Origin of the sequence: Actinoallomurus sp. CA-150999 (assembly GCF_050942425.1) — a bacterium.
Lineage (GTDB): Bacteria > Actinomycetota > Actinomycetes > Streptosporangiales > Streptosporangiaceae > Actinoallomurus.
On the sequence record NZ_CP192063.1, the window covers coordinates 7528145 to 7555071 of the forward strand.

Below are 26927 nucleotides of genomic sequence, written 5' to 3' on the forward strand. Positions count from 1 at the left end.
GATGCCGCTACTGTCGCCTGATCTTCTGAACCCGATCAGCGAGGCGGAACCATGGACGAAGAGCGGCTCGCCGAGTTCTCCCGTGAGCGCCTGGACGGCCGGCCGATCCCGGACGACCTGCGCACGATGCTGGTGGCACAGTGGGAGGGCCGTACGGACTTCCGGCTCCTGCTCGACGTCACGTTCCCGGAACCGGGAGAGCTCAGCCCGTTCCTCGACACCGGTTACCTCAGCGCGAAGGAACTCGCCGACCCCGACATGCAGGCCGTCAACGCCGGTTACGCGCAGATGAGCGAGTACGCCAAGTTCGTCGCGAAGCTCGGCGAGGATGGACACTGGGTCGGCTACTGGATGCACCCCGACGAGCCGGCGGACGCCCCTCCGCCCGTCATCGAACTCGACACCGAGTTCTCGTACCGGAGCCTGGCGGGCCGCAACCTGGCCGAAGCGTGCGCGTCCGGACAGGCCCGGTATCAGGATGAGCCGGACGTGCGCATCACCTTCACCCAGCTGGCCGACCGGCTCGCCGCACTCGGCCTACCCCTCAGCACCCGCGACTACGACGCCCTCTACGACGCCGATTACGCGGTGGACCCAGAGGAACTCACCGACGAGCTCATCGACGCCGAGCGCGAGAAACGCGGCATCCGCACCGCACGGACGTCTTCTGGGCCGGCCCTTTGACCCTGTCTCCTTCATCGACTCGACGCGTAATGACATTGCCGATGCAGCCCCTCAAAGGCCACCGTCATCGGGTCGGACCTCATCCTCACCGCTACACGCTGTGGCAGCAGGCGAACGCGGGCAGCGCCGTCTCCTGAGCGGTGTCACGATAGTCCAATCATTCACCCTTCAGGGCACTGCGCTTCACCGGTCGGCTTACCTTAATTTGAGGAACGTTGCCGTATCCAGGAAATGATAGAGCCGGACACTGACATTGTCCGATGCTTAGGCGCAGGGCGACGAGGCTACGCTGCGGGTCAGATAACTGGATCCACCGGAAGCCCACCGTCTCTGCAGAGCACCCGGTTATCTCCAACATCTGCGATACCTGCGTTATCGCCGTTCTCAGGAGGTGTGCCATGACATCGGGATCAAGCTCTACAGGCACGCATGTCGAATCGGAAGACCATCCGTGGAGCGTCTATATATCTGACCATCCTCAGCGGACGGAGTCGCACTGGTTCACGGAGGCCAAGCGCACAGCCCACAAGATACTGGCCGACTCGGGCCAGGACAGGCTCCCCTACGGTCCCGGGCCGTGGGAGATGCATCACGGAGGGAGTCTGTGGGTTCGGACGGCGAACGGCTGGCAGATGTACCTCGCACGGGCCGGCATCGAATGGAGCACGCAATTCTGCGCCGACCCGGTGAAGGTCGACCGGCTGCGCCGAGACGCGTTGACGCTGATCACCGCCTTCCCCACTACCCTCTCTGCCCTCGCCGACCTCGGTTACGACGAGGCGGAGCAGATCCTGAACGAGGAGATCAAAGACGCCGACGGCGTCGCCCGCTACACCGATTCGCTGTTCAACAGTTGCGTCCCGCTCACCAAGGCCGACCACCAAGGCATCCTGCCCAAAGCGGCCGGTGAGCACCACTACCCATGGCCCGTCAAATCTGCCGACTTCTTCCGCCGCGACGACTTTCAGCTGTGGGTCACCCTGCCCGACGGCACCCACGGCGCGGTCACCCCACTGGCACCGCGAGGCTCCGGCGACGGCAGAGTGCGCCTCGTCTTCGCCCGCCATGGCACACCCCAAGGCGACGCGATCGCCACCGCTCAGCGCGAACACAGGGCCATCATCCTGCCCCCAGAACACCCGCTCGCCCGGCAGGCCTTTGCGCGGCAAACCGCCACCCGGTAGCCGCTCGATCAGGTCTCGCGCGTGTGAAATCCTTGCGCCGGCTCCGGCATGGGTGACCGAGCCGGACGAGGATGATCCGACTGGCCTCCTTCAGCGCGACCGGCGGTTCGCCGCTGTTTATGCTCGGTGACATGACCATTCAGCGGATCGTCGCCCTGGCCGAACAGATCGGCTGACGCGAGTCCGCGGGAAGGAACGGCTCATGACACCCGGTCGCGAGTCCTCGACGATCTATGAAGCCGCCGACGGCAGTGAGCTACCCATGCTGCTCTTCGAGCCGGCCGAAGGCACACAGCCCGTGGCAGGGATCGTCATGTTCCACGGTGGCGCGCTGCGCAAAGGATCGGCCGATGGGCTGGCCCCGCACTGCCGGCAGTTGGCGTCGCGCGGCATCTTCGCGGTTTCAGCCGGGTATCGGCTGCTCGATGAGGGTGCTGTGAGCATCGACGACTGCATCGCCGACGTTCGGCGGGCGGTTGAACACTTCTTGAGCTTGGCCGCATTGCGCGGGCTCGATTCGTCACGTCTGGCGTCCGGCGGCAGTTCGGCCGGCGGTCATCTCGCGCTCGTCGCCGCGATGATCGCCCCTGACGGGCCCCGTCCGGCGCCCAAGCCGGGCGTCGCGGCCGTCGTGGCCCTCAACCCCGTGGTCGATTTGCTCGCCTACCCGCCAGAGCAACTACGAACCCTTGAACAGGACGTCGGCATTGCTGCGGGAAGGGCGACCGATTACTCGCCGATCGAGTTCGTACGGCCGGGGAATCCGCCGATGCTGATTCAACACGGGACGCACGACGAGGTCGCGTCCATCGACCAGGTGCGACGGTTCCGGGACGTGATGGTGCAGGCCGGCAATGACTGCACATTGCTTGAGTACGAACGCGCCGAACACGCGTTCCATTACCCCGGCCCCGCCGGACACTTCAACGACGTTATCGACGCGACCGCCGAATTCCTCCTCGACCGGCTCGCGGAAAACTGAGCATCTCCAACCCGAGGCTCCATCGACCAACCCCCGCGCGGCCCCCGCCTGAGTTGAGCATCGGCCCGCGCCTTTTACGGGGTGCCCGCATGTCGTCTTATGGCCATCTGGCCGGAGATTGCCATCGAGGCAGCAAGGATGTCATGGATTAATCCAGATGCCGCACGCGGCGGAAACGCGGCATCCGCAGCTGAGGTGCGACGGCAGGCGGAGATCAACAGTGGCCGATTCCGTCCGCTGGCAGGTTCACCTCTTGGGTCAAGATCATTTATGTCGCAGGCTTCCTTGGGTGTCGAGGCCCGCGTGGCCCTCCACCAACCTTGATCAGACAGGAAATTCCTCGCATGAAGAAACTTCTGATGGCAGGCACGGCGGCTACCGCGTTCACCGTCGCCGGCCTGGGCATGACCGACTCCGCGTCCGCCCGCGACACTTTCGCGGCCGACGCCGCCACGGCGGCTCGGGTCTCAGCCGCCACGCCGGCATCCGCCGCCAAGACACCGTGCTTCACGGTACTCCGCGCGAACCTGCCGTCATACAAGCCCAACAGCAAGTCGACGATGCACGCGGTGACTCAAATAAAACAGCCCAAGGTCTGCGCCGGAAAGATCATCACTGTCTGGATCAGCTACAGCAAGAACAAGAACTGGCATATCGTCAAGGATTCTCGATTCCGCCAGAAGATTAACTCGAAAATTCCTTTCTACGTCAGTCACTACCACTCCTTCAAGTGTGGAACCTCGGTGCGCACCGAGGTTCGCCTCGATGGCGCGACCTGGGCCGGAAAGTCGCGAAAAGTGTGTTCCTGACACAACTCTCGGGCTCGATCGGTCCGCTACGAGTCGACTACGGCGTCGAACGCGCGCAGGGCTCGGCCAGCCGAAATCCCCGCTGGTCGCGCCCCAGCGCACTGGCGTCGGGGCCAACTCTTCTCTGACCCCACCGAGTCTCAATCGCGGGAGACCGCAGGCCGTACGGCCTGCGGTCTCCCGCACAGTCGGCACACCGCCGCCCGTTGTGTCGGACCGGCCAGCGCCTCCAACGCCCGCTGCGAGGTTCAGGCGGTGCCCCGGGATGAGGCGCGCCGGATCACGCTTCCACGACGTCCACACCGCTACGGCCCCCGCCGAGGCCCGCGCATCCTGTACGTCTGTGCTAAATTACGATTTAGTACGGTCGTACGAAAACCCTTCCAGAGGATCCCGCATGATGCCACCGACACATGCCGACGCCGTTACCGCAGGTGCTGGGGCGTCGGCGAAACGGCCGACTCCACTCCGCTGGCTCAGTGCGCTACTCGTTCTGCAGGTCGTCCTGCTCGTCACGCTGACGGTCCTGATGATCGCTGCGCCCGGCATCACTCGTGACGCGGTCCTTCGCGGCGACCCCACGCTCAGCCGTCATGAACTCGACATCGCGGTCAAGGTAACGATCGCTTACGTGGCCGCGATGCACGTCGTCCACCTGGCGATTGCGACGTGGCTGGTTGTGAAGGCGCTGAAGCGGCGCAGGTGGGCGCGCAATGTCTTGACGATCTATCTTCCCCTCGCCACGGTTGGCAGTCTCGTGTCCTGGAGCGACCGGAACTTCGCCTGGGTGGTCATCCTCAGCAATGTGGTCAACGTGGCGATCGTCGGACTTCTTTGGCTACCGCGCTCCGTGCGAGCGCATTTCGCCTCGACGATCTGATGGGCGACCCGGCCGAACTCGTCCACGACCTGCTGTCCGATCTGCTACCCGACCCGGTCACCCAGGAGTACGCCGCACTCCTCGCTTCGGGTGGCCGGCTCCGCCAGCGGGAAAGACCAGTCGATGAGGAACTTGTCTCCCGGGGCCTCGCCTACCTGACGCCGCATGAACGTCCCGCGCGATTGATGGCCGTCGAGCCGCTGGTCGCGCTCGCCAGCACGCTCTCGCTCATGCAGCAAGAACTGGCCACGCGCCACGAGCGGCTGCTCGAGGGATATGCGGCGATGGTGGATTTCCAGCGGCGTTTCGAACAGCAGCGACAGGAGAATTCACCATCGACGCTGGTACGCCTTCTCACCGACCAAGATGAGATCGCCGCGCTGTCGAAGACATTGATCCATGAAGCGAACCACGGCTACGACGCGATCTTCACCATGCACGCCGATGTCCCGCTCGGAGAGGAGAGCGTAGTAACGCCCACACCTCACATGGTCGAGCGAGGAGTCCGGTACCGCGGCCTGTACTCCGCAGAGTACCTCGCACACCTTTCCGGGGAACAACTGATCCGCAAGGGCATGGCGGCGGGTATGCAGGTGCGCGTAATGGCGGATCTACCGCTCAAGCTGCATTTGGTCGATCAGCACGTCGCCCTGATCGCGCTCACCCTCACCGGTACGAACGGTGCACTCCTGGTCAGGTCCACGGTCCTGCTCACGGCGTTTCGGCAGTACTTCGAGATGCTCTGGGCACGCGCCACCCCGCTGGCGAAAATCGGTCACGCCACGACCACAGGTCTATCCCGACGTGAACGAGATGTCCTCATCCTCTTGGCGAACGGCCTGAAGGACGAAACGATCGCCCGCCGGCTCAACGTCAGCCTACGCACTGTACGCAGAAGCGTGACCACCATCATGGACCGCCTCCAGGTCACCACCCGCTTCGCCGCCGGTGTCGCCGCACAACGCCAGGGGCTACTCGATTGAATCAGCACCTCTCCGGAGTGAGAGCCCGTGCGCACGTCAGGAGGAGGGAGGCACGGGCAGCGACGCCGAACAAAAGACTTCCAACGGCGAAATACTAAGCAGGAAGTGGACGATCGCTCACGATCTGCTTCATCACCAATGTGGACTTCAACCGCAACACACCAGGAAGGCTGGTCAGCCGATCGTCGTACAGTCGCTGGAATGCGGCCTGGTCGGTGGTCACGACGCGCAGCAGGTAGTCCGGCTCCCCGAACAAGCGCTGAGCCTGCAAGATGCTCGGAATAGCCTCGGTCGCCTGCTCGAACTCGGCGAGGATCTCCCGGTCGCCCCGCTTCATCGTTGCGAATACCAGCGCCTCAAAGGACAGGCCAATGGCTTCGGGGTCGACGACCGCCCGGTACCGGCGGATGACACCGGACCGTTCGAGCTCGCGCAATCGACGATGGACCGGCGAGACGCTCAGCCCCACCCGGCCGGCGAGATCCGTAACGCTGAGCCGACCGTCATCTTGGAGCACAGCAAGGATCTTCCTATCCAGTCCATCCACATGCGAAATTCTACTCACACACCAACTTATTGGCACAATAATCAGGAACACCTTCCGGTCGAATTACCGTAAATTGCGCTCAAGCCGGGTCCCGCCGAGCGGGATCATCTGTACCGGCTGGCCCACCTCGCCCCGCCTGCGGACGGCGCGGTCTCCGACCACATCCCACCCGGCGTTCACGGCTCGCCGCGGCCGCCGGTCCGCCGGTCACCACGGACAGCTCGCCCACGCGCCGGTAGGCGATCCGCGCCAAAGGCTCAGGCCACCCGGGCCGGCGTCAGTGCGCGAGGTAGCCGCCGTCCACCGGCAGCACGGTGCCGGTCAGGTAGCCGGCGTGTTCGCCGGCGAGGAGCAGGAGCGCGGCGGTCAGCTCGTGGGTCTCGCCCCAGCGGCCCATCGGCACCTCCCGGCGCACCATGGCGAGGGCGACCGGGTCGTCGCGGGACGCCTCGTTCATCTCGGTCAGCACCGGCCCGGGGAGCAGGCAGTTGGCGGTCACCCCCGTACCGGCCAGCTCCAGCGCCAGGGACCTGGTCAGTTGGACGACCGCGCCCTTCGACGCGGCGTAGCCGGCGCGTTCCGGGGCTCCGACCACGCCGAGTACGGATCCCACCGTCACGATGCGCCCGTAGCCCGCGGCGGTCATCCGCTTGCTCGCCTCCCGCACGGTGTACCAGGTGCCGTAGAAGTTGGTCGCCATGCAGGCGTGGAGCGCGTCGGTACCGAGTTCGGCGACGCTGCCCCGGGCCAGGGTGCCGGCGCTGGTCACCACGATGTCGGGGCCGCCGAGCCGCTCGGCCACCTCGTCGACCATGGCGCGTACCTGGTCTTCGGCGGAGACGTCGCAGCGTATTCCGATGGTCCCCGGGCCGATCCGCTCGGCGCACGCCGCGGCCCTGTCCGGATCCCGCGAGGTGATCGCGACGTGGGCCCCGGCGGACGTCATGGCGCGCGCGGCCGCGAGACCGATGCCGGAGGCGCCGCCGGTGATGAGCGCCGTACGGCCGACGAGGGAGAACACGTCCGACATGCGCTGATCGTAGGGACCGGCGCGCGGGCGGGCACCGGATCTGGTCTGGTGAGCGGACCGCTGGTGTCGCATGATGGATGTCCGGCGATCGTCGAAAGGTCTGGCCAGGTGGAGTCATTAGGGCTCGCAGCGGGTGGCCGGGGGTACCGGTCCGGGCGTGAATCATGCGTCGGCGAGCAGTGAAGAGCGCGGCCGAACCGCGCGAGAGCTCGAGCGTGGTGCAACACGCGTCGGTGGGGCCGTTCGGGACGATCCTCCAGGCGGGCCGCGACATGGTCGTGTACGAGGCGGAGGCCCCGTATCGCCTGTCGTGGTGGCCGAAGCCGGCGGGCGTCCCGTCGGCCGAGCAGGCGCGTGCCCAGCCCAGTCGGCTGCTGCGCGCCTCGACCGCCGTGGTGCCGTTCACCGGCCGAGGCGATGAGCTGGCCGAGCTGCGGGCGTGGCGCGACGGGCCGGCGCCGCGGGCCGTACGGCTGGTGCACGGCGTGGGCGGTCAGGGCAAGTCACGGTTGGCCGGGCACGTCGCCGAGACCTGGAAAGGGGACGGCTGGCAGGTTCTCGCCGCGCACCACCGCCGCGATCCGGCGGCACCCGCCACGTTCGAGCCGGAGGGCCTTCGGACGGCGAACCGGCTGTTGGTGATCGTCGACTACGCCGAGCGCTGGGACTCGACCGATCTGCTGAGACTGCTCGCCGATCTCGGCCGTCCGGCCGACGCCACCGTACGGCTGCTGCTGCTGGCCCGGCCGGCCGGGACCTGGTGGCAGACCCTGGCGCACCGGATCGACGCGGATCTGGAATGGCCGAGCGACTCCCGTGCCCTCGGGCCCGTCGAAGAGAGTCCGGCAGGGCGGACGAGGCTGGTCGAGGTCGCACGAGACCGCTTCGCCGCGTTGCTGAACATCCCGGACGGTCACCTCATCGAGGTGCCGGCGGCGACGGCGGCACATGATGAGTACGGTCAGGTGCTGGCGGCGCACATGGCCGCGCTGGCCGCCGTACTGGCCCACGACCAACGCGCTCCGGTCCCGGAGGGCCCGGTGGCGGTCTCGACGTTCCTCCTGAACCGCGAACGCGTCCACTGGCAGGCGTTGCACGACCGGGTCGACGGCCCGCTGGCCACCAATCCCGACGTGATGGGCCAGGCCGTCTACGCGGCCACCCTCACCGGCGGCCTTCCGCACCACGATGCCGTGGCGGCCCTCCAGCGGATCGGCGTGGAGACCTCCCAGCACCCCGGCCAGATCGTCAAGGACCACGCCCTGTGCTATCCGCCCCCAGCCGAGCGCGGAGCCGGCGTCGCGGTGTTGCAACCGCTGTATCCGGATCGCCTGGGCGAGGACTTCATCGCGCTGACGACACCGGGCCACCCCTACGACCACCCCGGCGATCCCTGGGCCGAGGGCGCCGCGGACCGCCTCCTCGCGCCCGAAGGCACCCCAAGGTGGACGCGGCCCGCGCTGACGGTGCTCATCGAGACCGCGCGCCGCTGGCCGCATGTGGCGGACACTCAGCTGTATCCCCTGCTTCGCGCCCATCCCGAGCTGGTGCTGCAGGCGGGCGGTGCCGCCCTGACCTCGCTCGCCACGATGCCCGGTGTCGACCTGTCGCTTCTCGAGACCATCGAGGCGCGCCTGTCGCACGAACGCGATGTCGATCTGGATCCGGCCATCGCCGCCTTGACCGTACGCCTGGCCGAGCACCACCTCGCCCGCGTCAAGAACCCTGTCGAGCGGGCACGCACCTTTGCCAAGCTGGGCACCCGGCTGACCAACGCCGGCCTCTATCACGACGCCGTCGAGGCGGATCGCAGGGCCGTCGACGCCTACCGGCGGCTGGCCGAGCACAACCCCGCCGCACTGGTCGAGCTGTCGGGGGCGTTGGGCAATCTCGGCATCGCGCTGGCCCGGTTGGGACGGCACGCGGAGGCATTGGCGCCCTCTCAGGAAGCGGTTCGGATCGACCGGCGGTCGGCCGCGGGCGGATCCCGGCGAGACCGCGACTACCTCGCGGCGTCGCTGAACAACGTGGGTAATCGGCTGTCAGAGCTGGGGCACCCCGTGGAGGCGCTGAAGGCCGCTCAGGAGTCGGTGCAGATCCGGCGGCGGCTCGCCAAGGCCGAGCCTGACGCCTATCGGGCCGTTTTGGCCAGTTCGCTGGACAATCTGGCGAATCGGCGGTCGGCTCTGGGAGAGCACGAGAAGGCGCTGGAGGCCACCGAGGAAGCGGTCTCCCTGTATCGGCAACTCACCGCCGAAAGCCGCGCCGTTCATCAGGGCGATCTCGGCATCGCGTTGGACAACCTCGGGGTATGCCTCAGCGAGGTCGGACGGCACGCCGAAGCGTTGCCGATCGTCCAGGAGGCGGTTCAGGTCCGCCGCGAGCTCGCCGAATCGAACCCGGCCGTCTTCACCTCCGGCCTCGCCGGATCACTGGACCATCTCGCCGTTGTACTCGGCACGCTGGGGCGGCACGAGGAATGCCGGGTGGCCGCCGCGGAAGCCGTACGGCTGTACCGGGTGGTGGCCGACGCCAATCCTGGAGCCGCGCAGCGCCACCTCGCGGCCGCCCTGTTCAATCTCGGTACCGCACTCCGCAGCGTAGGAAAATCGGACGAGGCGGCGGAGGCGACCGGGGAGGCGCTGCGGCTGTACCCGACGTTGGCCACCGTCGGCCCGGGCATGATTCAGCAGTCCTCGGTCTGAGCCGTTCGCTACCGTACGGCCTCGGTCAGGGTTCGTTTGACCAAACGGCCCTCCTGCATGACCAGGACGACGTTCGCCGGGTCGCCGAGCAGGTCGATGTCGGCGACCGGGTCGCCGTCGCACACCACGAGGTCGGCGGTCTTGCCCGGTTCGACGGTGCCGAGCGTCTCGTCCAGGCCCAGGAGCCGGGCGGCGTTCAGGGTGCCGGCGCGGATGGCCTCCAACGGCGACAGGCCCAGTTTCGTCATGTGGCCGAGCTCTCGCAGGTTCTGGCCATGCGCGAGGACACCCGAATCAGTGCCCAGCGCGACCCGCACACCGCGCCGGACCGCCTCGCTCAGCCGTTCCGTCGCGGACTCGGCCATGCGCATCTTCTTCTCGTACGCCGCGGGCGTGAAGTGCTCACGCGCGACGTGGAACGTCGACAGGGTCGGGACCAGGAACGCACCCGTCTCCAGCATGAGGTCGATGCCCTCATCGTCGATCAGATAGCCGTGTTCGATGCTGGACACACCGCCCCGCAAGGCGTTCTTGATGCCCTCGGCACCCTGTGCGTGCGCGGCGACCGGCCGGCCGCGGTGCCGGTGGGTCTCGTCCACGACCGCCGCGATCTCCTCGACGGACAGGCCTTCGTCCTCGGGCTGGTCGCTCGGGCTGTTCACGCCACCGGTCGCGCAGACCTTGATGACGTCGGCACCGTCGCGGAGGAGCCGCCGCGTCGCCAGGCGGGCCTGCGCCGGATCGTCGACCAGCTCGCTGACCGGACCGACAAGAGGCGACGGGTCGAACCCCGTGGGCAGGCTGAAATCCGCGTGTCCCCCGGTATGGCTCATCAGCCGCAGCGCGACGTGCAGCCGGGGCCCGTCGATCAGGCCGAGCGCCACCGCGTCCCGGTAGCCGGCGTCGATGCCGCCGAGGTCCCGCGCCGTCGTGACGCCGCCGTGCAAGGTCGTTCGCATCTGCTGGGCGCGCTCGAAGACGGTGACCGTCGGACGGTTGGTGAGCAGTCTCCCCGTGAAGTCGGTGTTGCTGTTCATGAGGAAGTGCACGTGGCAGTCGAAGAAGCCCGGCAGCAGCGTGCGGCCACCGAGATCGATGACCGTCGCGCCGTCGATCTGCGGTCTCGAGGCCTCCGGCCCGACGTAGCCGAATCTGCCGTCCTCCACCACCACGGCCACCGACTCGACCGGAGCAGCGCCGGTTCCGTCGATCAGCCGGGCACCGGTGAACACGGTCGGCGATCGATCCGTCATTTCCTACTCCGATTCTGCGCCGGGCGCGCGGTCGGGGATGTGCACCTCGACGGTGCCGGTGGCGCAGACGGTGCCGTCGGCGGCCGTCTCGGTGAGCGCGAGTTCGACGAGGTGCCCGTCGCCCTCCTCCCGTACCGTGCTCACCGTCGCCGTGCAGGTCAGTGGCACGTCGGCGTACGCGGTCGCGCGGTTGCGCCACTCGACGCGGCGCAGCACCGCGCCGGGACCCGCCCAGCGCAGCACCGTGCGGGCGAACATCTCGCCGTGCAGCGTCGACTGCACCACGACGTCGGGGAACCCCTCCGTACGGGCGTGCTCCTGGTCGTAGTGGATCCGATGGGAGTTCCAGCTCACCGCGCTGAAGCGGAACAGCCGTACCCGCGTCGGCGTGAACTCCAGCGGCGGGCACACCGCGCCCGGTTCAAGCTCCATCGCCGTCTCCCAGCACGATCACCGACTCGTCCGACACCACGAGCGGGGTGCCGGAGTCGTCGAAGTACTCGGTGCGCAGCCCGAGGACCACGAAGTCCCCGGCCTTGCCGCGCTTGCGGTCCGCGCCGGTCAGGGAGCGCTCGGCGTGGATCGTCATGCCGGCCCGTACCGGCGCGAGCAGCCGTACGGCCTGCCCGCCGTGGACCTGCCGGACCGGCAGCCCTTCGGTGCACGGTGACTCCTGCGCGCCCAGCCCGTCCGGTCGCAGCTCGTCTTCGGGCGGGCCGTCCTCCCAGCTGAGGATGCCGGTCAGGAACATCGGCGGTGCGATGACCGGACGGCCCGCCGCCTCCGCCGCGCGGGCGGCGACGGCGTACTCGTCGTCGCCGACCGCGATGGCGTACCGGCACAGGTCCCGGACCGTGACCTCGCCGAGGCGGACGCGCTCGGTCCGGCCGCGGAGCCGGGCGGCGCGGACGCTGACCTCTTCCAGAGGATCGCCGGTCATGAGGCGTACTTCTCGTACCAGCCGCGGACCATCACGGTCTTGAGGTCGGGCCGTGTCTTGATCAGCTTCTGCCCGAGGAGGAAGTCCAGCTCCTTACCGGCGGAGGTGTAGTCGGCGTCGGTGAAGCCGCGCCCCGCGAAGTTGATCTCGGGGAGGACCTTGACGGTCGTGTCGGCGGGCAGTTTCACCTGTTTCTGCGTCGCCTCGGCGGCGGCCTTCGGGTCCTTCGTCACGATCTGGTCGGCCTGCGCGACGACCTTGAAGATCTTTCCGGCCGTGTCGTCGTGGCCGCTCAGCCATTTCTGGTCGGCCAGGAGCCACTGGACGTACCCGACGCCGAAGTCGCCGATCCGGCCCGCGAGGTGGCCGCCCTCCTTGACGCCGTTGGCCGCCCACGGCTCGAACAGGATGTACCCGTCGATCGAGCCGCGCCCCAGCAGGCCGGGCATGTCAGGCGGAGACCCGTTGACGATCTTGATGCTGTTGGGGTCGATGCCGTTGTGCCGCAGGTACGCGTGGGTGGCGTACAGGCCGAGGCCCTGGATGGAGCCCATGGTCTTGATCTGCTTCGGCGAGTCGACGCCCTTGCGCAGGACGACCTTGAGGTAGCGGTCGGAGGACTGGAAGACGCCCATCGAGCGCAGGTTCGCGTTATTGGCCATCAGGGACAGCGCGGTGGAGTCGGCGTTCGCGGAGATCTGGGCGGTGCCGGCGACCACGGCCTCGGCGGCGGCCGGTCCGCCCTCGACCTGCATCAGCTGGACGTTCACCCCGGCCTTGGCGAACATGCCGCGTTCCACCGCCAGGTAGAGCGGTGCGTACGACGGGTCGACGCCGACGGCGATGCGGATGACCGGGCCCTTCGCCCCGGCGTTGGCCGCTCCGGCGTCCGTCGAGCCCGACGTGCAGGACGCGGCCAGGACCAGTGCGGCACCGGCGACGACGGCGGCGCGGGCCCGCCGCATCACGGGCTTCATGCCGTCTCCTCGGCGAGTTCGAGGGCGATCTGGGTGATCTGGTCCTCCTGGCCGCCGACCAGCCGGCGTTCGCCACAGCGCAAAAGGATCTGGGCCGGGTCGACGCCGTAGCGCTCGGCGGCGCGGGCCGCGTGCCCCATGAAGGAGGAGTAGACGCCGCCGTACCCCATCGCCAGGGAGAGCTGGTCGACGACGCACTCGCGGTCCATGATGGGCCGGACCACCTCCTCCGCGACTCGCATCATGCCGAACGTGTCGATGCCGGTGCGCAGGCCGAGCCGATCACAGACCGCGACGAGCGCCTCCGTCGGAGTGTTCCCGGCGCCGGCGCCGAGGCCACGCGTGCAGCCGTCGACCTGTACGGCGCCGGCACGGAACGCGAACATCGTGTTCGCGACGGCCAGGGAGAGGTTCTGGTGCCCATGGAAACCGATCTGCGCCTCCCCGCCGATCTCGGCGAGCATCGCCTCGACCCGCTCGGTCACCTCGTCGAGCACGAGCGCGCCCGCCGAGTCGGTGACGTACACGCACTGGCATCCCGCGTCGACCATGGTGCGCGCCTGCTTGGCCAGGTCCTCTGGGCTGAGGCGGTGCGCGAGCATGAGGAAGCCGACCGTCTCCAGGCCCATCTCGCGGGCGAGCCCGAAGTGCTGCTCGGAGATGTCCGCCTCGCTGCAGTGAGTGGCGATGCGGATCACCGAGACGCCCAGGTCGTGCACGGCCCGGATGTCGTCCTTGGTGCCCACGCCGGGCAGCATCAGCGCGGCGATCTTCGCCTGCCGCGCCTCGGCGACCGCCGCCTTGATGAGGACCCGCTCGTCGGTGCCGGACATGCCGTACACGAAGGACGAGCCGCCGAGCCCGTCGCCGTGGGTCACCTCGATCACCGGCACACCGGCCGCGTCGAGTTCGCGCACGACACCGCGGACCTGTTCCTCGGTGAACTGGTGCCGGACGGCGTGGCTGCCGTCCCGCAGGGTCGAGTCCGTGACCCGGATGTCGAGGCCCTCGCCGTACGCCATCACGCACGTCCCTTCGTCAGCAGCTGCTCCGCGAGAACGTCGCCGACGCGCGCGGCGGCGGCCGTCATGATGTCGAGGTTCCCCGCGTACGGCGGCAGGAAGTCACCGGCACCCTCCACTTCCAGGAAGATCGCCACCCGTCTGCCGTTGTAGTCCGCGTCGAACTGCGGGTCCGACAGCAGCCGGTAGCCCGGCACATAACCCGCCACCTCGGCCGCGACCTCCTTCACCGACGCCGTGATCGCCGCCTCGTCGGCGTCGTCGGGGATCGAGCAGTAGACCGTGTCGCGCATCAGCACCGGCGGATCCGCCGGGTTCAGGATGATGATCGCCTTGCCGCGCTTCGCGCCGCCGAGCACCTCGATCGCCCGCGACGTGGTCCGCGTGAACTCGTCGATGTTCTGCCGGGTGCCCGGGCCGGCCGACAGGGAGGCGATCGACGCGACGATCTCCGCGTACGCCACCTCGGTGACCCGGGACACCGCGTACACCATCGGGATCGTGGCCTGCCCGCCGCAGGTGACCATGTTGACGTTGGGCGCGTCCAGATGCTCGCGCAGGTTGGCGGGCGGCACCACGTACGGGCCACGCGCCGCCGGGGTCAGGTCGATCGCGCGGATGCCGGCGGCGGCGTACCTCGGCGCGTTCCGGACATGGACGTACGCGGAGGTCGCCTCGAACACGAGGCCGGGCAGCTCCGACTGCGCGAGCAGCCAGTCGACCCCTTCGGCGGACGTGGTGAGGCCCTCCGTCGCGGCTCTCGCCAGCCCCGCGCTGGCGGGGTCCACCCCGATCATCCAGCGCGGCTCGACCAGGTCCGAGCGGAGCAGCTTGTAGAGCAGGTCGGTACCGATGTTGCCGGATCCGACGATCGCGGCCGAGATCTTCGTCATCTGCGTCTCCCCGTCAGCCGAAGGTCACCGTGAGGGGTCGAACACGTCGGAGTCCCCACGTCTCGGTCGGCGGGATCGCGGTACGGTCCCGCCCGGCTGCGGCCGGCGTCCTCGCCGCCGTGGCCGGCGCCTCACCAGGAACGGTCATGGTTGCTTCCTCCCTGTCACCGGGCGAGAATTCCAGCCGCGTCCGCGCGGGGTAAGCCGATCGTCCTGCTCAGCGGACCGACCGCGTCACTCGGGATCGTGACCGTGGCGTACGGCGGGGCGTTCGACGGATACCTGATGGTGAAGGTCGACCGCCCTGACATCGCCGACCCGTACGAAAGCGCGGCGGCCGGAGCCGCCCGGATTGAGGCTCGCCGACGCCGATCGCGGCGGCGGCCGGCCCCGGCCGCCCCGGGGCCCCGACGCGGTGGGGACGCGCCGCGTTCCCGGCCATCGGCCGGTGACCGGCGGATCGAGCCGCCGGTCACCGGCCGTCGGGAGTCGTCAGCGGATGTCGATGAAGCGGAAGGCGCGGTAGCCGCGCTGGTAGTTCGTCGACCAGACGTGCTGGCGGGCGCCGGACTGGCCGCCGGCCTGCTCGTAGACCACGGCCGGGCCCCCGACTCCGCCCTGCCAGCGGACGAACAGCGCGATGTGCGCGTCGTCGCCCGGACCCTTGTAGTAGGCGAACGCGTCGCCCGGCGCCAGGGCGGACTTGGAGATCTCGCGGGACTTCGAGGCGTGCCCGCCGAGGGGGGTCAGTGCCGGATTCGAGCTGCCGACAGTGAGGTTGCCGACGTTCCAGGCCATGGACACGTACCCGGAGCAGTCCGCCCGGAACGTGCCGGGACGGCAGGACGCCCGCTGCCCGGCGGGCGTGTAGCACGTCGTCTGCGAGTAGGGGATGTTCGTCTTGTCGATCCACCAGCGCGCCCGGCCGAGCACCTGAGCGCGGGTGATGGTCGTCGCGGTGTCGGTGTCCACGGCCGTGTCGTACGACACTGCCGCCGCGGCGCGGCCCTGGACTGCGGTGTGGCCTGGCATCGCGGCGAACGACGCGAGGGCCGGCACGGCCAGAGCGGCGCTCAGCGTGAGCGAGTGAGCTCGTCCCATCGTGGGTGTTCCTTTCGGATCCGGTTGGTGATTGAACGCGGTTCCGATTCGAAGGCACGGACCCGGACGGTCACAAGACGTTCACTGTCCGGAGTCGGCCGGAACGGTCGACGAGTGTCCCGGACGCAGGTCAGGGCGGTGGTGAAGACTGATGCCGGGGACTTTGCCGACGGGGGATCAACGATGGCCGAGCTCACGCCGGGCGATCCGGGCGCCGCCGAGACGATCGAGCAGTACGTCGGTCTGCTGGGCGACCTCTGCCGTCGCTCGGGGCTCAGCCTGCGGCGCCTGGAGCGCCGCGCGCGGGCCCTCGCCCTCCCCCGGTGGCTGCCCACCTCCACGGTGAGCGACGTCTTCCGCAACCCAGTCCGGATCGTCGCCATGACCGACCGGCGGGAGTTCGTCGCGTCGATCCTGCGCTGCTGCGACGTCACCGACCCGGACCCCTGGCTGGCCACGCTCGACCGCCTGGTCCTGGAGAAGCGCACACCGGGCGGGGACGACGAGACCGCGCCGTCGGCCGACGTCGAGCGTGCCGACACCGCAAGCGCCGCCACCTCGACCGACACCACGGGCGCCACCGCCCCGACCGACACCACGAGCGCCACCATCGCGGCCGGCGTCGCCCGTGCCGGTTCCTCGCGGACCGGGGTCGTGGCCCGTCCCCTGGTGTCGAGCATCGGCGTTGTGGTCGCAGGTGCGGTGTCGGCGGGGGTCCTCTGGTCAGCGCTGGGCCGGTCGCAGCGGCGGCCACCTTCGTCCGTGCCCGCCGCGCCCGCCGGGTCCACGTGTGCGACGGGTGCGGACGCCGACGCGACGATCGACTCGTCCATGCTGCGCGGAAGGGACGCGAAGCGGGAGAACCCGACCCTCGACTTCGCCTACCTGCACGGTTCTGCCTGGTACGCGTACCACAACGGCACGACCTACTACTGGGGACGCGGCCGCTCGGACGCCGGCACCGGTGGCGTACGGCTCGACTGGCGGGTCGGGACCGGGCCATGGCACTCGTGCCCCGCGATCATCACCGGCCACAACCCGACCGGCGACTACGTGCGGACGCCGGCCGTGAAGAAGGTGGTCGGCGGTATCGACCTCGTCATGCGGATATGCCTGTGGGCCGACTATCCGCGATACACCGAAAAATGCACCAATGAGCTCTGATCCAGGACGGTCATCTCGGATTCCGTTCGATCGTTCATCGCGCCGGCCGAGTGGTGAGCGATCGAACGGAATCCGGCTCCGCTTCAGCCGAACGTCACCGTGACCGGGCCGAGCACGTCGAAGTCGGCCGTCACGACGTCGCCCGCCACCACATCCACCGCACGCGTGCAGGCGCCGGGGAGCACCACGTGCCCGGGCTCCAGGGACACGCCCCGCTCGCCGAGGGTGTTGGCGAGCCAGGCGACCGCGGCGGCCGGGTTGCCGAGCACGGCCGACCCCGGTCCGCGGTCGACGAGTTCGCCGCCCTTGAGCAGCCGTCCCTCGACGCGTTCCAGGTCCACGTCGCCGACCGGCACCCGGTGCCCGGAGAGCACGACGCCGGCGCTGCTGGCGTTGTCGGCGACGGTGTCGGCGAGCGTGATCCGCCAGTCGGCGACCCGGCTGTCGACGATCTCGATCGCGGCGCGCAGGTGGTCGGTGGCCGCGAGGACGTCGTCGACCGTGACGCCCGGCCCTCGCAGCTCGTCGCGGAGGACGAACGCGATCTCGATCTCGGCCTTCGGGGCGAGGAGGTCCGCCGCCGTGACCTTGCCGCCGTCCTCGGTGAACATCGACGCGAACAGCACGCCGTAGTCCGGCTGGTCGACGCCGAGCATCTGCTGCATGGCGGCGGAGGTGAGCCCGACCTTGTGGCCGCGCACCGTCTCCCCCGCGGCGATCCGCCGCCGCGTGTTGATCAGCTGGATCTCGTACGCGTCGGCCGTGTCCAGGCCGGGCCAGGTCTCGGTCGGCGGTGGGATCGCCGCACGGTCCCGCTCGGCGGCGGCCAGTGCCCGCGCCGCCTCGGCGAGCACCTCACCGGGTACGGTCATGTTCGATTCCCTCCTGTCACGCGGCGAGGATTCCAGCCGCGTTCCGGCCTGGACAGCCGATCGTCCTGCTCAGCGGACCGCCGTTGTCAATGCAGGTGGATGCCGCTGCCCGGGCCGAGGGGAAGGCCCAGGGTGTAGAAGAGGGCGAGCAGCAGGGTCCACACCACGAGGAACGGCAGGGCGAAGATCGCCAGCCGGGAGATCATAGTGCCGAACCGCGCCTCGGGCTCGTACTCGCGCAGCATGGCCAGGGCCAGCAGCAGGTACGGGTTCATGGGCGTGACGATGTGCATGGCGGAGTCGCCGACGCGGAAGGCCGCCTGGCTGAGCGCGGGGCTCATCCCCAGCAGCATGAACGCGGGGACGAACACCGGGGCGAGCAGCGACCACAGCGCCGACCCGGAGACGATGAACAGGCTCAGCACCGCGGTCAGGACGACGAACAGGACGATGACGCCGAGGCCGGTGAGCCCGATCGACTTCAGCAGCGCGGCGCCCTTCACCGCCAGCACGAGTCCGAGGTTGGACCAGTTGAACAGCGCGATGACCTGGGCGGCGACGAAGATGAGGACGACATAGCCCGCCATGCTCTTGACGGCCTCGGTGGACATCGTGACGGCGTCCTGGGCGGAGCGCACGGTCCCGGACGCGATGCCGTAGGTCAGGCCGGCGATGAGGAAGGCGAGGAAGATCAGGGTGACGATCCCGGAGAGCACGGGGGACGGCACCAGCGCGCCGCCCGGTCCACGGAGCGGGCTGCCCGGCCACAGCCAGGCGGTCAGGACGGTCGCGATGTAGGCGGCGAGCACGATGCCGGTGACGCGCAGCCCGCGCCACTGCTCCGCGGAGATGCCGGCCTGCTCGGCCTGCTCGGCCTTCTCCTCGTACGCGCCGAGGCGTGGTTCGAGCACCCGGGAGATCAGGAAGCCGCCGAGCAGGCCGAGGACGATGCTGCTGACGGCGGTGAAGAAGTAGTTGACGAGGAGGTTCACCTCGATGCCGGACGTGCCGGGCAGGACCGCGACCGACTTCTGTGTGATGCCGATGAGGAGGGCGTCGAGCGAGCCGACGGTGAAGCCCGCCGAGTAGCCGGCGCCGACGCAGGCCACGCCGCCGAGCAGCCCGGCGACGGGGTGCCGGCCCGCGGCCTTGAACGCCATCGCGGCGAGCGGCGGGATGACGATGTTCGCGACGTCGCTCATCATGTGCGCCTGGCAGGCCACGATCGCCAGCGCGTACGGCAGGACCGCCCGGGGAACGCGCGCGAGCGTAGCCCGCACCGCGACCTCGAGGAGGCCGCTCCGCTCGGCCAGCCCCACGGCCATGATCAGCATGATGACGGTCGCGAACGGCGGGAAGCCGGCGAAGTTCTGGACCAGGTTCTGCAGGAGCCACACGACGCCGTCGACGGTCAGCAGCCCCTGGACGGTCTTGGTCTGGTGGGTGCCGGGGATCGTGACAGTCGTGCCCAGGCCGCCCAGGACGCTGGACAGGACGGCGACCAGCACGAAGAGGAAGGCGAACAGCAGGACGGGGTGGGGGAGCTTGTTGCCGGCCCATTCGATGCGGCCGAGCGCACGGTCGAGAAGCGCTGATCGCTTCGGGACGGCGGCGACGTTCTGGGTCATGGGGTTCCCTCGCGTGGTGCGGTGGGCGGGCGGACTCCCGGCCGAGGGGTGATCAAGAAGTGGTGGGCGGGGCCTTTCGGACGACGCCCTGCTGGATCACGTAGTGGATGTCGGCGGGCTCCCCCAGCACGCCGATGTCGGTGAGCGGATCCCCCGCGCAGATCACGACGTCGGCGACCTTGCCCGGTGCGAGCGTCCCCAGCCGGTCGTCGACGCCGAGGAGTTCGGCGGCCGTTCGGGTCCCGGCGACGATCGCGTCCATCGGCGTCATGCCGAGGTCGACGAGGTAGCTCAGCTCCATCAGGTTACGGCCGTGCGGGCCGACGGCGGCGTCGGTGCCCATCGCGAACCGGAGGCCGCGTTCGATGGCGCGGGCGATGTTGGTCTTGGTGATGCCCGACCAGCGGACCTTCTTCTGGTAGTGGTAGTCGGGCATCGCGTCCTTGTCGATGCCGGCGTACACCGTCGACAGGGTCGGGACCACGAAGACGCCCTTCTCCCCGGCGAGGTCGCAGGCCCGGTCGTCCAGGCCGTAGCCGTGCTCGATGCTGGTGACGCCCGCGCGCAGCGCGGTGAGGATGCCCGCGGTGCCCTGCGCGTGCGCCGCGACGGCCTTGCCGCCGTGCCGGCGCGCCTCGTCGACGGCGGCGCGGATCTCCTCCTCCAGCAGTTCCTCGTCGTCGGGCTGGTCGTAGGGGCTGCCCATGCCGCCGGTCGCACAGACCTTGATCAGGTCGGCGCCCTCCCGGAGCACCCTCCGGACGCCGAGCCGTACCTCGTCCACCGAGTCGGCGAACTCCGCCATTCCCCTGCTCAGGTCGGTGCCGTCGGGCAGCCGTACGTCGCCGTGGCCGCCGGTGTGGCTGATGACGCGGACGGCGGTGTGGATCCGGGGCCCGTCGATCCGGCCGGTCTCGACGGCGGTGCGATAGCCGGCGGGCAGGCCCGCGAGGTCGCGGGCGGTGGTGACGCCGGCGTCGAGCGTCATCCGCAGCCGCGCCGCCGTGTCGAACACCAGGTGAACCGGGTCCTCCTCGCCGCGCTTGCCCGGCGGTCGCCCGGCGGCGAAACCGAGGTGCACGTGGCAGTCGATGAACCCCGGCAGGACCGTACGGCCGCCGGCGTCGATCACCCGCTCGCCGGGAACGGCGGCGGGAGCGCCCGCGCCGGGACCCGCGTACCCGATGACGCCGGTCTCGTCGACGCACAGGACGGCGTCGTCGACCGGCGCCGCGCCGGTGCCGTCGATGAGGCGGGCGCGCTCGACGCGCAGGCCACTGGTACTGGAGTGGAACATGTGCAGGGTTGCCGCCTTCCGTGTCGTTCGTCCGGGGCCGTCCCGATCGCACGACTGTCCGGCTCATCGGGGGAAGAAGAGGTGACAACGCAGGATTGTGTTGATTTCGGGGTGGAAAACGCAGCATCATGCCTGCTCATGAGGACGCAGGATTCCGCCGCTGAGCTGGACGAACTCGATCGTCAGCTGGTGCACGCGCTGCAGATCCACCCGCGCGCGCCCTGGCGGTTGGTCGGCGAGGTGCTCGGCGTCGACCCGGTGACGGTCTCCCGGCGGTGGCGGCGACTGGAGTCGCGCGGGCTGGCCTGGGTGACCGCCTACCCGCGCCTGACGGACGCCAAGCACGCGGTCACCGCCGTCGTCGAGGTCGAGACCGAAGCGGGAACCGCCGACCGGGTGGCGGCCGAACTGGCGAACGACACGCGGGTGGTCACGATCAAGCACACCACGGGCGCCCGCGACCTCGTCGTGACGGTGCAGGCCGCGAACCTCGACGCGCTGGCGAATCACCTCACCCGCGACGTCTCGACGGTCCTGGGCGTACGGGCGACCCGCACGCACCTGGCGACGCTCGTCCCCGCCGAGGGCAGCCGCTGGCGGCTCCGGAGCCTGGACCGCGATCAGCGCGCGCGGATGGAACAGGCCGCTCCCGACCCCCGGAAGCGGCCGGCCGGCCCCTGGCAGGAGGTGGACGCGCGGCTGCTGTCCCTGCTCGGCACCGACGGCCGCATGTCGATCGGCGATCTGGCGGCTCGCACGGCCACGAGCGCGACGACCGTACGGCGGCGCCTGGACGTCCTCATCGACTCACGCGTCAACCTGCGCTGCGACCTGTCGCGGCCGGTCTCGGGATGGCCGGTCTCGGCGGTCTACTTCGGCTCGGTGCCGGCCGAGCGCGCCGGCGAGGCCACCGAGGCGCTGGCCCGGATGCCGGAGGTCCGCTCCTGCGGCATCTACGCCGGTCCGCACAACCTGATCATCGACGCGTGGTTGCGCGGACTCGCCGACGTGTACACGTTCGAGGCCCATCTGTCCGGGCGGATCTCCCGGCTGGACGTCCACGACCGATGCGTCGTCCTGCGCACGTCCAAGCACATGGGGCGGCTGCTGGACCGCGACGGCCGATGCGTCCGTACGGTGCCGATCGACCTGTGGCCGGCCGAGCAGACGTCGTCGTGAGCCGGGCACTTCGCGGACGGATCCGCCCGTTCCTCGCCGCGCCCGACCGCTCGTGAGCCGGGCGTTCCGTTCACCGGACCGGGTTCGCCGATTCCTCGCCGCGCGGGACCGCGCGTGATCCGGCTGTCCTGCTGACCGGACCGGATCCGTTGGTGAGGCGCGCCGCCGTCCTTACCGTCACCGTCATGAGCACGCTTGCCGAGATCTCGGTGCCAACGGACGAGAGCCCGCCGACCGAGGTCGACATCCTGATCGTCGGCGCCGGCCCGGCCGGTCTGTACGGCGCGTACTACGCGGGTTTCCGCGGGCTGCGGGTGGCGGTCATGGACGTGCTTCCCCAGCCGGGCGGCCAGATCACCGCCATGTACCCGGAGAAGCCCATCTACGACATCGCGGGCCTGCCGTCGGTGCGCGGCCGTGACCTGGTCGACAATCTGCTGGCCCAGGCGGCGCCGTACGGGCCGGAGTACCTGCTCGGGCACCAGGCCGTGGAGCTGAGCTACGACGACGGCCGGCCCGTCGTCCGCAGCGCCCAGGGCGCGACCGTACGCGCCGGGGCGGTCATCGTCACCGGCGGAATCGGGACGTTCACCCCGCGGCCGCTGCCCGCCGCGCGTGAGTTCGACGGGCGGGGGCTCGTCTACTTCGTGCGGCGGCTCGCCGACCACACCGACCAGGACGTCGTGATCGTGGGCGGCGGGGACAGCGCCTTCGACTGGGCCGACAGCCTGGCGCCCCTGGCCCGCTCGGTCACGATCGTCCACCGCCGCGACCGGTTCCGGGCGCACGCCGCGACCGTCGAACGCGTCCGCGAGGCGGGCGTCGAGATCCTCGTCAACAGCGCGGTGACGGCCGCGGCGGGCCCGAACGGTCTGGAGACCGTGCAGGTCACCCACCTGCCCGACGGGACGACACGGGAGCGGAAGGCGCAGACCCTCATCGCCGCACTGGGCTTCACCGCCGATCTCGGGCCGCTGCTCGGCTGGGGCCTCGAACTCCGGTCGCGGCGGATCGCGGTCGGCACCGACATGGCCACGAACCTGCCCCGCGTGTACGCCGCGGGCGACATCACCGACTACCCCGGCAAGGTCCGGCTGATCGCGGTCGGCTTCGGCGAGGTCGCCACGGCGGTCAACAACGCCGCCACCGTCATCGATCCGGAGGCCGAACTGTTCCCGGGGCACTCCACGGACGGCCCCGCAGAGAGGAAATGAGATGGCCTACGTCATCGGCGCGGCGTGCGTCGACGTCATGGACCGGTCGTGCATGGAGGAATGCCCGGTCGACTGCATCTACGAGGGAGCGCGCAAGCTCTACATCCACCCGGTCGAGTGCATCGACTGCGGCGCCTGCGCGGAGGTCTGCCCGGAGGAGGCGATCTCCGCCGACCGGGCCGCGGATCCGGACCACCGGCTGGACAACCGGCGGTTCTTCGAGGAGCCGCTGCCCGGTCGGGAGGAGCCCGTCGGCTCGCCGGGGGGCTCGGCGAAGATCGGCCCGGTCGGTGCGGACACCGCGATGATCAAGGCAGGCTGACATGCGCATCGGAATCCGCCTGCCCCCCTGCCGCCCGGTCGACGAGGTCGCCGAGGCCGCGCGGCGCGCCGAGGACCTCGGCTTCGACGACGTCTGGGTGCCCGACTCCCAGGCCCTGTGGCGGGACGCGTACGCCACGCTGGCCTGCGCTGCGCTGCGCACCGAGCGGGTCCGCCTCGGGACGGCGGTCACCAACCTGGTGACCCGGCATCCGAGCGTCGTCGCCGCCGCCGCGCGCACCGTCGCCGAGCTCGCGCCGGGCCGCTTCGTGCTGGGAGTCGGCGTCGGCAACAGCTCCGTCGAGCCCGTCGGCCTCCGGTCGTCCACCACCGCGGAGCTGCGCGCGGGCGTGACCGGGCTCCGCGAAGCGCTCCCGGGGATCCCCGTCCACGTCGCGGCCAGCGGCCCGCGCAACCTCGCGCTCGGCGGCGAGCTGGGCGACGGGGTGATCCTGCTCGCGGGGGCCTCGGCGGCGCGCGTCGAGGACGCCCTGACCATCGTCGGCCGGCACGGCGCGCCGCCGGAGGTGACGGTCTCCGCCTTCTGCCACGTCACCGACGACCTCGAACGGGACGCCCCCGCGCTGAAGCCGGTGTGCGCCGCGATGGCGCAGAAGGGCGGCGGCACCGCCCTCGCCGCGGCGGGCATCGAGGTGAACGTCCCGCGACAGGTACCCGGTGTCCGGCCCGACCTGTTGCACGCGGAAGACTGGGAGCACGCCGTCGACGTCTGCTCCGCGTGGGTGAGCGACGCCGACGCCGTGCGGTTCGCCGAGGAGTTCTGCCTGTACGGCACCGCGGAGCGGATCGCCGACCGGATGGCCGGGCTGGAACGGCTCGGGGTCACCGGCGTCCTGCTCCAGCACGTCGGCTCCTACACCCTCCCCCATGAGCTGATGGAATCGCTCGGAAAGGTGCTCGCGTGATCCGTGTCCTGGAGATAGGCGACTACGCCGCGCCGGACGCCGGGCGCATGCTCGTCGGCCTCGGCGCGGACGTCACGATCGTCGAGCCGCCCGGCGGCGTCCCGGCCCGCCGTACGGACCCCGTCGGCTTCGCGCACCGGGCGGCCGGAAAGTCCTCCGCCCGGCCGGAGGACGCCCTCGCGCTCGCGCCCCAGTGCGACGTGATCCTCGACGGCACGTGGGGCGGTCCCCTCGCGCGGGTCGCCGCCGACCTGGTGGCGGCCGCCGGGCGCGGCGTCGTCCACGTCGTGCTCACGCCGTACGGGGACGACGGCCCGGCGGCCGAATGGGCGGCGACCGACCTCACCGTCGCCGCCGCGGGCGGCATGCTCGCGCTGATCGGCCGGCCGGACCGCCCGCCGCTGCGCCCGTACGGCGATCAGGCGGACCAGCTCGCCGGGCTGAACGCCGCGATCGCGACCCTGGTCGCCACGCGCGCCGGCGGCGGCCAGCGTGTGATCGTCTCCGGGCAGGCCTCGGTCGCCGCCAGCCTGGAGTTCGGCGCGATCACCTATGTGCATACGGGCCGGGTCCCGGAGCGGACGGGCAGCACGCACCCGATGGCCCCGCACACGCTGTTCGCCACGGCGGACGGCCTCATCGCCGGCGGCCTGGGCGGCAGCCCCCGGATGTGGGACGCCACACTCGCCTGGCTCACCGAGAACGGCACGGCGGGCGACCTGACCGACGAACGCTGGCAGGACCCGGTGTACCGGGTCCGGCACCGGGAGGAGATCTTCGACCGGCTCGCCGGCATCGTCGCCGAGCTGAAGCGCGACCAGCTCTTCCACGAGGGGCAGGCGCGGCGGCTCCCCTGGGCGGCGGTGCTGGGCCCGGAGGAGCTGACGGGCAACGCCCAGCTGGTCGAGCGCGGCTTCTTCGTCGACGTCACGACCCCCTGGGGCCCGGCGCGCGACGCGGGCTTCGCGGCCCGCGTCCACGGAGCGACCCCGCCGACCCGGCTGCGCGTCCCCGAACCCGGCGAGCAGACCGCCCCGGCGTCCGCCGAACGGACCGCCACGCCGGTCGAACCCCGGCGCGGGGCGCTGGAGGGGATCCGGGTCCTCGACCTCACGTGGGTGCTCGCGGGGCCGTACGCCACCAAGACCCTCGCCGACCACGGCGCGGAGGTCATCAAGATCGAATCGCGGCACCGCCCCGACCCGACCCGCTTCTCCCCCGGGTTCCACCTCTCCCGGTCCGACGAGACCGACCCCGACACGAGCGGCTACTTCAACAACGTCAACCGGAACAAGAAGAGCGTCACCGTCAACCTGCGCACGCAGGAGGGCCGCGACCTCGTCCTCCGGCTCGCCGCGCACTGCGACGTCGTGGTGGAGAACTTCGCGGCGGGCGTGCTCGACCGGCTCGGGCTCGGCTACGACCGGCTGCGGGAGGTCCGCGAGGACATCGTCGTCGTGAGCATGTCGGGCATGGGTCACACCGGCCCGTGGCGCGACTACGTCTCCTACGCCGACGCGGTCTCGGCGCTGTCGGGCTGGACGGCGCTCACGGGAGAGCCGGGCGAGCGGCCGGTCGGCGTGGTGTATGGCCTGGCCGACATCATCGCGGGCCACCACGCCGCCTTGGCCGCGCTGGCGGCCCTGGCCGTACGCGACCGCACGGGCGCGGGGCAGCACGTCGACATGGCCCAGCTGGAGACCGCGGCCGCGCACCTGGGCGACGCGATCCTGCGCGCGGACCACGGCGAGACCGTCGAGCCGCTCGGCGACCGCCATCCGCGGATGGCCCCGCACGGGGTGTTCCCCTGCCTCGGCGACGGCACCTGGGTGGCCGTCGCGGTCCGGACCGACGAGGAGTTCGCCCGCCTGGCGGCCGTCGCGGGCCTGCCCGACGAACCGGGCTGGGCGACCCTGGCCGGACGCAAGGCGGACGAGTCCGCGCTGGAGGAGCACGTCGCCGCCTGGACGCGGTCCCGGCCCGCCGAGGCGGTCGCGGAGATCCTGCAGGGCAACGGCGTCCCCGCCTACCCGGTGCGCGACGGCCGTACGCTCGTCGAGCACGACGCCGCGTTGCGCGCCTGGGAGTTCTACGTGCCGCTCACGCACCCGGCGGCGGGCACCTTCCTGCATGAGGGGCTGCCCGCGCGGCTCACCCGCACGCCGGGCAACGTGCACACGCCGGCGCCGCGCCTGGGCGAGCACACCGCCGAGTTGCTCACCGGCCTGCTCGGCCTGGACGAGACCGAGCAGGAGGCGCTCCGGGCGGCCGGCGTACTGGAGTGACGTTGGGGTCAGCGAGCCTCTCCGCCGGCGTCCCCGGCGAGACCCGCGAAC

25 protein-coding genes are annotated in these 26927 nt (G+C 70.4%); 13 read left to right on the forward strand and 12 right to left on the reverse strand.

Annotation, left to right across the window (positions count from 1 at the left end; translation table 11 throughout):
• Window positions 1-51 precede the first annotated feature (51 nt).
• The 6 genes from ACQP2O_RS34850 to ACQP2O_RS34875 all read left to right on the forward strand — a co-directional run bounded on the left by ACQP2O_RS34850 (window position 52) and on the right by ACQP2O_RS34875 (window position 5522).
• Window positions 52-684: a hypothetical protein gene (locus tag ACQP2O_RS34850; protein ID WP_433172600.1), complete on the forward strand. Its 633-nt coding sequence runs from the start codon at window positions 52-54 to the stop codon at window positions 682-684.
• Window positions 685-1082: 398 nt separating this feature from the next.
• Complete coding sequence (locus ACQP2O_RS34855) at window positions 1083-1868, forward strand: DUF6424 family protein (RefSeq protein WP_433172602.1); 786 nt, start codon at window positions 1083-1085, stop codon at window positions 1866-1868.
• A gap of 202 nt (window positions 1869-2070) precedes the next feature.
• Entirely contained in the window at window positions 2071-2850 is a 780-nt protein-coding gene (locus tag ACQP2O_RS34860) for an alpha/beta hydrolase (RefSeq protein ID WP_433172604.1), read from the forward strand.
• A 344-nt stretch (window positions 2851-3194) separates the two neighbouring features.
• Complete coding sequence (locus ACQP2O_RS34865; RefSeq protein ID WP_433172606.1) at window positions 3195-3659, forward strand: hypothetical protein; 465 nt, start codon at window positions 3195-3197, stop codon at window positions 3657-3659.
• Window positions 3660-4056: 397 nt separating this feature from the next.
• Complete coding sequence (locus ACQP2O_RS34870; RefSeq protein WP_433172608.1) at window positions 4057-4539, forward strand: hypothetical protein; 483 nt, start codon at window positions 4057-4059, stop codon at window positions 4537-4539.
• Complete coding sequence (locus ACQP2O_RS34875; protein ID WP_433172610.1) at window positions 4494-5522, forward strand: LuxR C-terminal-related transcriptional regulator; 1029 nt, start codon at window positions 4494-4496, stop codon at window positions 5520-5522. The genes ACQP2O_RS34870 and ACQP2O_RS34875 overlap by 46 nt, the downstream gene beginning before the upstream one ends.
• A gap of 94 nt (window positions 5523-5616) precedes the next feature.
• Here ACQP2O_RS34875 and ACQP2O_RS34880 read toward each other — a convergent pair whose 3' ends face one another.
• Together ACQP2O_RS34880 and ACQP2O_RS34885 are read right to left on the reverse strand one after the other, a co-directional pair.
• Window positions 5617-6069: an Lrp/AsnC family transcriptional regulator gene (locus ACQP2O_RS34880; protein WP_433172612.1), complete on the reverse strand. Its 453-nt coding sequence runs from the start codon at window positions 6067-6069 to the stop codon at window positions 5617-5619.
• Between the two features lie 277 nt (window positions 6070-6346).
• Window positions 6347-7099 (reverse strand): SDR family NAD(P)-dependent oxidoreductase, encoded by a 753-nt coding sequence (locus ACQP2O_RS34885; RefSeq protein ID WP_433172613.1) that lies wholly within the window; start codon window positions 7097-7099, stop codon window positions 6347-6349.
• A gap of 164 nt (window positions 7100-7263) precedes the next feature.
• Here ACQP2O_RS34885 and ACQP2O_RS34890 point away from each other — a divergent pair, with 164 nt between their 5' ends.
• Window positions 7264-9804, forward strand: coding sequence for a tetratricopeptide repeat protein (locus ACQP2O_RS34890; protein WP_433172615.1), 2541 nt, complete (start codon window positions 7264-7266; stop codon window positions 9802-9804).
• A gap of 8 nt (window positions 9805-9812) precedes the next feature.
• Here ACQP2O_RS34890 and ACQP2O_RS34895 read toward each other — a convergent pair whose 3' ends face one another.
• The 7 genes from ACQP2O_RS34895 to ACQP2O_RS34925 form a co-directional block, all read right to left on the reverse strand.
• The gene (locus ACQP2O_RS34895) at window positions 9813-11057 is read right to left on the reverse strand and encodes an amidohydrolase family protein (protein ID WP_433172617.1); all 1245 of its coding nucleotides are present in this window, start codon (window positions 11055-11057) and stop codon (window positions 9813-9815) included.
• 3 nt (window positions 11058-11060) lie between these two features.
• Entirely contained in the window at window positions 11061-11489 is a 429-nt protein-coding gene (locus ACQP2O_RS34900) for a hypothetical protein (protein ID WP_433172618.1), read from the reverse strand.
• Complete coding sequence (locus ACQP2O_RS34905) at window positions 11479-11997, reverse strand: FAS1-like dehydratase domain-containing protein (protein WP_433172620.1); 519 nt, start codon at window positions 11995-11997, stop codon at window positions 11479-11481. The genes ACQP2O_RS34900 and ACQP2O_RS34905 overlap by 11 nt, the downstream gene beginning before the upstream one ends.
• Window positions 11994-12974 carry an ABC transporter substrate-binding protein gene (locus tag ACQP2O_RS34910; protein WP_433172622.1) on the reverse strand — a complete coding sequence of 327 codons (981 nt, stop codon included), beginning with the start codon at window positions 12972-12974 and terminating at the stop codon, window positions 11994-11996. The genes ACQP2O_RS34905 and ACQP2O_RS34910 overlap by 4 nt, the downstream gene beginning before the upstream one ends.
• A complete protein-coding gene (gene dmpG, locus ACQP2O_RS34915) occupies window positions 12971-13996 on the reverse strand; it encodes a 4-hydroxy-2-oxovalerate aldolase (protein ID WP_433172624.1) in 1026 nt (341 codons plus the stop codon). The genes ACQP2O_RS34910 and dmpG overlap by 4 nt, the downstream gene beginning before the upstream one ends.
• The gene (locus tag ACQP2O_RS34920) at window positions 13996-14889 is read right to left on the reverse strand and encodes an acetaldehyde dehydrogenase (acetylating) (protein ID WP_433172626.1); all 894 of its coding nucleotides are present in this window, start codon (window positions 14887-14889) and stop codon (window positions 13996-13998) included. Before ACQP2O_RS34920 ends, dmpG begins: the two co-directional genes overlap by 1 nt.
• Before the next feature lie 492 nt (window positions 14890-15381).
• A complete protein-coding gene (locus tag ACQP2O_RS34925; RefSeq protein WP_433172628.1) occupies window positions 15382-15990 on the reverse strand; it encodes a hypothetical protein in 609 nt (202 codons plus the stop codon).
• Between the two features lie 183 nt (window positions 15991-16173).
• On the opposite strand from ACQP2O_RS34925, the gene ACQP2O_RS34930 reads away from it, so the two are divergent.
• Window positions 16174-17154: a hypothetical protein gene (locus ACQP2O_RS34930; protein WP_433172630.1), complete on the forward strand. Its 981-nt coding sequence runs from the start codon at window positions 16174-16176 to the stop codon at window positions 17152-17154.
• Between the two features lie 83 nt (window positions 17155-17237).
• On the opposite strand, the gene ACQP2O_RS34935 is transcribed toward ACQP2O_RS34930, so the two are convergent.
• The 3 genes from ACQP2O_RS34935 to ACQP2O_RS34945 all read right to left on the reverse strand — a co-directional run bounded on the left by ACQP2O_RS34935 (window position 17238) and on the right by ACQP2O_RS34945 (window position 20951).
• Window positions 17238-18026, reverse strand: a complete 789-nt coding sequence (locus ACQP2O_RS34935) for a 2-keto-4-pentenoate hydratase (protein ID WP_433172632.1) — start codon at window positions 18024-18026, stop codon at window positions 17238-17240.
• Window positions 18027-18112: 86 nt separating this feature from the next.
• Entirely contained in the window at window positions 18113-19654 is a 1542-nt protein-coding gene (locus ACQP2O_RS34940) for an AbgT family transporter (RefSeq protein WP_433172634.1), read from the reverse strand.
• Between the two features lie 52 nt (window positions 19655-19706).
• Complete coding sequence (locus ACQP2O_RS34945) at window positions 19707-20951, reverse strand: amidohydrolase family protein (protein ID WP_433172636.1); 1245 nt, start codon at window positions 20949-20951, stop codon at window positions 19707-19709.
• 138 nt (window positions 20952-21089) lie between these two features.
• Between ACQP2O_RS34945 and ACQP2O_RS34950 the strand changes: the two genes are divergently transcribed.
• The 5 genes from ACQP2O_RS34950 (at window position 21090) to ACQP2O_RS34970 (ending at window position 26876) form a co-directional block, all read left to right on the forward strand.
• A complete protein-coding gene (locus ACQP2O_RS34950; RefSeq protein WP_433172638.1) occupies window positions 21090-22130 on the forward strand; it encodes an Lrp/AsnC family transcriptional regulator in 1041 nt (346 codons plus the stop codon).
• Between the two features lie 185 nt (window positions 22131-22315).
• Window positions 22316-23344 carry an NAD(P)/FAD-dependent oxidoreductase gene (locus tag ACQP2O_RS34955; protein WP_433172640.1) on the forward strand — a complete coding sequence of 343 codons (1029 nt, stop codon included), beginning with the start codon at window positions 22316-22318 and terminating at the stop codon, window positions 23342-23344.
• 1 nt (window position 23345) lies between these two features.
• Entirely contained in the window at window positions 23346-23666 is a 321-nt protein-coding gene (locus ACQP2O_RS34960) for an indolepyruvate ferredoxin oxidoreductase subunit alpha (protein WP_433172642.1), read from the forward strand.
• Window position 23667: 1 nt separating this feature from the next.
• The gene (locus tag ACQP2O_RS34965) at window positions 23668-24591 is read left to right on the forward strand and encodes an LLM class flavin-dependent oxidoreductase (RefSeq protein ID WP_433172644.1); all 924 of its coding nucleotides are present in this window, start codon (window positions 23668-23670) and stop codon (window positions 24589-24591) included.
• Entirely contained in the window at window positions 24588-26876 is a 2289-nt protein-coding gene (locus ACQP2O_RS34970; RefSeq protein WP_433172646.1) for a CoA transferase, read from the forward strand. The genes ACQP2O_RS34965 and ACQP2O_RS34970 overlap by 4 nt, the downstream gene beginning before the upstream one ends.
• The last annotated feature ends 51 nt before the right edge of the window (window positions 26877-26927 follow it).